This window comes from Pseudomonas putida (assembly GCF_030159595.1).
Lineage (GTDB): Bacteria > Pseudomonadota > Gammaproteobacteria > Pseudomonadales > Pseudomonadaceae > Aquipseudomonas > Aquipseudomonas putida_AC.
On the sequence record NZ_BSKJ01000020.1, the window covers coordinates 21,996 to 28,697 of the forward strand.

Consider the following 6,702-nt stretch of genomic DNA (forward strand, 5'->3'; position numbering starts at 1 on the left):
CTCGGTTGCAAATACGACAAATGTGCTAATGCATGACAGCGGTCACATCCTCGTCATGCAAACCCTGTGGCGGTAGTGGGCAGGGCAAACGTTTTCCAGGCGAGATAGCAGCAGTTTTCCTACCCGTTCAGGTTGTTTTCAGAGGTGTTAGGTACACATTCTTTCAGACGAGCGGTGTGCTCATCCAAGCAACCCGGCGGCGATGTTGATGGTGAAACCCAAAATCGCCGTATTGAAGACGAAGCCCACCAGCGAATGCGCCAACACAATCCGCCGCAGGCGCCTGCCGGCGACACCCACATCTGACGTCTGCACCGCCACGCTGATGGTGAACGAGAAGTAGTGAAAGTCCCAATAGTCCGGGTTGCGCTCGCCATCGGCGAAGCGCAGCGGTGGTTCATGGTTTTGCCCGGTATAGAACAGGCGGGCGTAATGCAGGCTGAAGATGCAGCCGATCAGCAGCCAGGAACCGGCCACGGTCAGGCCGGTGTAGAGGTAGTGCAAGGCCAGGTCTGCGCCCTGCAGGCCACGGCTGGACACCAGTTGCAGGGTGACTGCGGCGAGGCTGGCGATGGCAGCGATGCACACGGTGAGCAGGACCAGGCCTGCGTTTTCGTCTTCGACGCGGGCCACCTTGCGGACCTTGTCCGGGCTGGCGCCCCAGCTCAGGTACAGCACCAGGAGCAGGTACAGCCATACACCAAGGTTCCAGCCCGCGAGGATGTGCTGCACGGTGTCACCTGCGGGGATCAGCCAGGCGCCGACAAGGCCGGTTGCTGCGGCGAGGCTCAGGCGGGGGTGGGTACGGGTCAGGCGGTGGAAAGCCATGGGGCCTCATTCACGGTGGGTGTGGTTTCTACTCTAGCCTGTTCTTTGCTGCCCCCCCATCGCGCACCCTTGCAACTCTCAGTACACTGCACGTTCCAACACCAACATCTGTTGAACTCGAGGTTTTTGCATGACGCTCAGTCCTTTGGCAGGCAAGCCGGCTCCGGCCAGTGTGCTGGTCGATATTCCCCGGCTGCTCACCGCCTACTACACCGGCCGCCCCGACGCGGCCGTGGCGGCCCAGCGGGTGGCCTTCGGCACCTCGGGGCACCGGGGCACTTCGCTTGAATTGAGTTTCAACGAATACCATGTGCTGGCCATCACCCAGGCCATCTGCCTGTACCGCCAGGAAAAGGGCATCGATGGCCCGCTGTTCATCGGCGCCGACACCCACGCCCTGTCGGCCCCGGCCACGGCCAGCGCGCTGGAAGTGCTGGCGGCCAACGGCGTGCAAGTCAGGTTGTCGAAGGACGACGAATACACGCCCACGCCGGCTGTGTCCCACGCCATCCTATGCCACAACCGTGGCCGCCAGCAGGGCCTGGCCGACGGCATCGTCATCACCCCGTCGCACAACCCGCCGCAAAGCGGTGGTTTCAAGTACAACCCGCCCAATGGCGGCCCGGCCGACAGCGATGTGACCAAGTGGGTCGAGGCGAAGGCCAACGAACTGCTGGCTGCTAACCTGGCAGGCGTCAAGCGCATGGACCATGCCCAGGCGCTGCAGGCACCGACCACCCAGCGCCACGACTACGTGAGCAGCTATGTGGCGGACCTGGAAAACGTCATCGACTTCGACGTCATCCGCAGCGCCAAGCTGCGCCTGGGCGTCGACCCGCTGGGTGGGGCAGGGGTGCGCTACTGGTCGGCCATTGCCGAACACTACAAGCTGGACCTGGAAGTGGTGAACACCGAGGTCGACCCGACCTTCCGCTTCATGACCGTCGACTGGGACGGCCAGATCCGCATGGACCCTTCCTCGCCGTACGCCATGCAGGGCCTGATCGGCCTGCGCGAGCGCTTCGACGTGGCCTTCGCCTGCGACCCGGATCACGACCGCCACGGCATCGTCACCGCGGACGGCCTGCTGCCACCGAACAACTACCTGGCCGTGGCCATCGACTACCTGTACCGCCACCGCCCGCAATGGCGCACCGATGCCGCCGTGGGCAAGACCGTGGTGTCCAGCGGCCTGATCGACCGCGTCACCCAGCGCCTGGGCCGTGAGTTGTACGAGGTGCCGGTGGGCTTCAAGTTCTTCGCCCAGGGCCTGTTCGACGGCTCGCTTGGCTTTGGCGGCGAAGAGAGTGCCGGTGCGTCGTTCCTGCGCCGCGATGGCTCGGTCTGGGCTACCGACAAGGATGGGCTGATCCCGGCCTTGCTGGCCGCCGAGATGACCGCCCGCACGGGGCGTAACCCGAGCCAGGCCTACGCCGACCTGACGGCGGCGCTGGGCAAACCGTTCTCCACCCGTGTCGAGGCCAAGGCCGATGTGCGGCAGAAGGCATTGCTGAGCAAGCTGGCACCGGAGCAGGTGAAGTCGACCGAACTGGCCGGTGAGCCGATCGTGCAGATCCTCAGCCACGCACCGGGCAATGGCCAGGCGATTGGCGGCCTGAAGGTGATGACCGCCAATGGCTGGTTCGCCGCGCGGCCGTCGGGTACCGAGGACATCTACAAAATTTACGCCGAAAGCTTCATCGACGAAGCGCACCTGCAGCGCCTGGTGCAGGAAGCGCAGGTACTGGTGGACGCGGCGATTGCCTGACCGGTAACAAACCGCTTGGTGCTGCGGCGCAACGTAAATTAGAATTAATCCTATTTACGCCGCCGCAGGGCCATTCCCATGATCGACGCCGCGCCGCCACCGGAGCCTAGCCTGCCTGCCCTGTATCGGGAGCATCGCAGCTGGCTCGAAACCTGGCTACGTCGGCGCCTGGGCAATGCCTGGGATGCCGCCGACCTCAGCCAGGATACTTTTCTACGCGTACTGACCAGTGCCCAACCCTTGGCAGACATTCGTGAGCCAAGGGCCTACTTGCTGACAGTCGGCAAACGCCTGCTGAGCAATTTCCACCAGCGACGCAGCCTGGAGCAGGCTTACCTCGATGCCTTGGCCACCTTGCCCGAGCAGCATGTGCCCTCGCCAGAAAATCGCTGGGTATTGCTGGAAACCCTGCAAGCACTCGACGAATTGCTCGATGGCCTCAAGGCACCGGTACGCAAGGCCTTTCTCTGGAGTCAGCTCGAAGGCCTGGGTTACGTCGAGATCGGCAAGCGCCTGGGCGTTTGCGAGCGTTCGGTAAAACGCTACATGGCGCAGGCATACGAACATTGCCTGCTGGCCGAGTTGCAATGACCACCCATTCCCCTGAAACCCGCGAAGCCGTGCGTGCTGCTGCCCGTTGGCTGGCGCTGCTGGATGCTGGTGACGCCAGTGAGACCGACTTGTTGCGCCTGGCAAAATGGCGGGCCAGCAGCAGCCTGCACGAAGACGCCTGGCAGAAGGCAACATTACTGCGCCAGCGTTTTACCGCGCTACCCGGCGCGCTGGCCATGGCCACCCTGGACCGCCCGGACACCGGCCGTCGCGCGCTGCTCAAGCAAGCCCTGGGGGTTGCGGCGCTGTTGCCGACAGCCTGGCTGGTCAGCCGAGAGCTGCCACTGGACGGCTGGACCGCCGACATGCGCACCTTGGTAGGCGAGCGTCGGCAGGTGCTGTTGAGCGATGGCACATTCGTGCAGCTGAACACCGACAGTGCGGTGGATATCGACATGAATGCACGCCGCCTGACGTTGCTTCGCGGAGAAGTGGCGGTGAAGGTGCCCGCCAACCTGAACCTGACGGTGCAGGTGCCTTATGGCCAAGTGGTGCTCGGCGGTGGTGAAGTTTGCCTGCAGTTGATCGATCAGGCCTGCCGGGTATCGGTGGCCGATGGTGTAGCCAGCCTGCAGCCACTGCGCGGCCCGGCACAGGTACTGCAAGCCGGGCAGCAGGCCAACTTGCAGGTGACGGGCGTCGGGCCGGTGACAGGCCTGGACGAATGGCGGCTCGGCTGGCGTGAAGGTGTGCTGCGGCTGGATGACCACCCTCTGGGCGATCTCCTGCACGAGCTGCGCAGGTACCGCCCCGGCGTGCTGCGCTGGGCGCCGGAGCTAGAGCGCCTGCGGGTGACTGGCACTTTCCGCCTGGACGATACCGACCGGGTATTGGCGTTGCTCGCTGCCAGCCTGCCGTTGCAGGTGCAAACGCGTACGCGCTACTGGGTCAGCCTGGCTGTGCGAGAAAATCGTGCATGAGGCTGTCCCCTTTTTTTCACTCGCCGGTCATTACGGGTAGAGGAAAATGAAGGGGAGCCTTGTTCAATGTCTGCAGTAATGTCTAGCCGCCTGCGCCCATTGGTGCGCGCAGTGCGTCCGTTGTTTGCCATGAGCTTGTTGCTGTGCGCGCCCGCCTGGGCCGAAGAGCCGGTGCGGCGTGCCTATCAGTTGCCGGCCGCTAGCCTGGGCGCCGCATTGACCCGCTTTGCCGACCAGGCAGGTGTGAGCCTTTCACTGGACCCTGCATTGGTCCTGGGCCGGCAGAGCAGTGGTCTGTCTGGTAGCTACAGTGTCGAAGAAGGCTTCATGCAGCTGCTGCGTGGCAGCGGCCTGCAGTTGCTGCAGGTAGGTGAGGGGGCCTTCACCCTGATGCCGGCACCTGAGGCCGGTGGCGCTTTGGAGATCGCCCCGACCAGCATCGTCGGCGGGCTGGCTGCAAGCAACGAAACACAGCCCTATGCTGGCGGCCAGGTGGCACGGCAGGGCGCGCAAGGTCTGTTGGGTTCGCGTGACTTCATGGAAACCCCGTTCAGCATCACCAGCTACACCAGCGAACTGGTGAAGAACCAGCAAGCGCGAACCTTGGGCGAGCTGATCGCCACCGACCCTTCGGTTCGGGCCACCAATCCGGCAGGCGGGCGCTTCGAGCAGTTCACCATTCGCGGCTTCAGCCTGTTCAACAGCGATGTGGCCTACAACGGCCTGTACGGCATCTTGCCGACCTACTCGATCGACATGGAAATGGCCGATCGGGTCGATATCATCAAAGGCCCCAGCCAGTTGATCAACGGCATTTCGCCGCGTGGCAGCGTGGGCGGCGGCATCAATGTGCAACCCAAGCGCGCGGGTGACAAGCCGATCACCGAGTTTACCGGCAGCTATGCCTCGGCTGGCCAGGCGGGCGGTGCGGTGGATGTTGGCCGGCGCTTTGGCGAAGGCCAACAGTTTGGCGTGCGCTTCAATGGTGTGAAGCAGGCCGGCGATACCGAGTGGGACCACCAGCGTGTCGAGCGTGAAATGGCCGTGCTGGGCCTGGATTTTCGCGGCGAGCGCCTGCGCCTGTCGGCAGACCTGGGCCATACCGAGCGTGATACCGATGCGCCGCAGGAGCGCGTGCTGATTGGTGCCAACGCGAAGGTGCCGGATGCCAACGATGTACGCCGCAACTACGCCCAGGCCTGGAGCAAGGCGCGCACCAACGACACCTTTGGCGCACTGCATGCCGAGTACGACATCAGCGAGTCACTGTTGGCCTACGGCGCGGTAGGCGCGCGCAAAAGCAACCATGACTTTCTGCGCCACAACGTGTCCATCACCAACGATGCCGGTGACTTCACCGTGCAGCCACGCGACTTCACCCGCGATGAGTCGGTACGCACCGCCATGGCTGGCCTTCGCAACTGGTTCCACACCGGGCCGGTCAGCCACGAGCTGAACGTAGCGGCCACCTACTTCTACATGGACTTCACCAACGGCGGCGCCCGTTATGCTTCGGCGCCCAGCAACCTCTACAACCCGGTAGCGACCCCAACCCCAGGCACGCCCACCCGCATCGACCCTGAGGTCTATACGGAGAACCGCTTCTCCGGCGTGGCCCTGGCCGACACCCTCGGCTTTTTCGACGACCGCCTGCTGCTGACCCTGGGCGCGCGCTGGCAGCGGGTGCAGGTGGATGACTGGAGCGATGGCGTCAAAGGCGACACCGCCTACGACGAGGAAAAGGTCTCGCCTTCTGGTGGCGTGCTGCTGAAGGTCACCGACCAGCTGTCGTTGTACGCCAACTACATGGAAGGCCTGAGCCAGGGCAAGATCGCGCCGTCGACGTCGATCAACGAAGACCAGATCTTCCCGCCGTTCACCAGCCGCCAGGTCGAGGTGGGGGCCAAGTATGACCTGGGCAAGGTTGCCTTTACGGCAAGCGCCTTCCGCATTCGCCAGCCGGCCTACGAGACCAACGCGACCTCGCGGGTGTTCGGCCCCAATGGCAAGCGCGACAACCGCGGTATCGAGCTGAGCGTGTTCGGTGAGCCGGTGGACGGTGTGCGGGTGCTGGGTGGGGTGATGTACATCGACAGCGAACTGACCGACACCGTGGGCGGCGCCTTTGACGGCAACCGCGCGCCGGCTACGCCCGAATATAACGTCAACCTTGGTGCCGAATGGGATGTGCCGGGCGTGAACGGGCTTACCCTGACGGCGCGGGGCATTCACTCCAGCTCGCAGTACCTGGACCAGAACAACAGCAAGCAGATCGATGGCTGGGAGCGCTACGACCTGGGGGCGCGTTATGCGTTCAAGGTGGATGCCACCGAGGTGACCTTGCGGGCCAGTGTGGAGAACGTGCTGGACGATCGTTACTGGAGTTCGGCGGGGGCTTCGGATGACAGTGAGCCGGGGTTGACGCTGTCCACGCCGCGTACCTACCTGCTCTCGGCAACAGTCGGCTTCTGAACACGTCCGGCAAGTCTTTTGTGGACCCTGTGGGAGATTCTATGGTTTTCAGCAAGCTGTTTTGACACCTTTGGTGATGTATTCGTCCTGATTTTTCATCAG

At 63.7% G+C, this 6,702-nt stretch carries 5 protein-coding genes; 4 read left to right on the top strand and 1 reads right to left on the bottom strand.

Annotated elements, in window-relative coordinates; translation table 11 throughout:
* Positions 1-180: 180 nt before the first annotated feature.
* Positions 181-828: a DUF1345 domain-containing protein gene (locus QQL85_RS26260; protein WP_284357280.1), complete on the bottom strand. Its 648-nt coding sequence runs from the start codon at positions 826-828 to the stop codon at positions 181-183.
* Positions 829-958: 130 nt separating this feature from the next.
* Here QQL85_RS26260 and pgm point away from each other — a divergent pair, with 130 nt between their 5' ends.
* The 4 genes from pgm (at position 959) to QQL85_RS26280 (ending at position 6,600) form a co-directional block, all read left to right on the top strand.
* Positions 959-2,596, top strand: a complete 1,638-nt coding sequence (pgm, locus tag QQL85_RS26265) for a phosphoglucomutase (alpha-D-glucose-1,6-bisphosphate-dependent) (RefSeq protein ID WP_284357279.1) — start codon at positions 959-961, stop codon at positions 2,594-2,596.
* A gap of 78 nt (positions 2,597-2,674) precedes the next feature.
* Positions 2,675-3,187 carry a sigma-70 family RNA polymerase sigma factor gene (locus QQL85_RS26270; RefSeq protein WP_284357278.1) on the top strand — a complete coding sequence of 171 codons (513 nt, stop codon included), beginning with the start codon at positions 2,675-2,677 and terminating at the stop codon, positions 3,185-3,187.
* Positions 3,184-4,128 (top strand): FecR domain-containing protein, encoded by a 945-nt coding sequence (locus tag QQL85_RS26275; RefSeq protein WP_284357277.1) that lies wholly within the window; start codon positions 3,184-3,186, stop codon positions 4,126-4,128. Before QQL85_RS26270 ends, QQL85_RS26275 begins: the two co-directional genes overlap by 4 nt.
* Positions 4,129-4,194: 66 nt before the next feature.
* Complete coding sequence (locus QQL85_RS26280; protein WP_284357276.1) at positions 4,195-6,600, top strand: TonB-dependent receptor; 2,406 nt, start codon at positions 4,195-4,197, stop codon at positions 6,598-6,600.
* Positions 6,601-6,702: the final 102 nt, after the last annotated feature.

Coding starts and splice junctions, on each gene's coding strand:
- QQL85_RS26275 (WP_284357277.1), top strand. CDS start 3,184: ATGACCACCCATTCCCCTGAAACCCGCGAAGCCGTGCGTGCTGCTGCC.
- QQL85_RS26280 (WP_284357276.1), top strand. CDS start 4,195: ATGTCTGCAGTAATGTCTAGCCGCCTGCGCCCATTGGTGCGCGCAGTG.
- QQL85_RS26260 (WP_284357280.1), bottom strand. CDS start 828: ATGGCTTTCCACCGCCTGACCCGTACCCACCCCCGCCTGAGCCTCGCC.
- pgm (WP_284357279.1), top strand. CDS start 959: ATGACGCTCAGTCCTTTGGCAGGCAAGCCGGCTCCGGCCAGTGTGCTG.
- QQL85_RS26270 (WP_284357278.1), top strand. CDS start 2,675: ATGATCGACGCCGCGCCGCCACCGGAGCCTAGCCTGCCTGCCCTGTAT.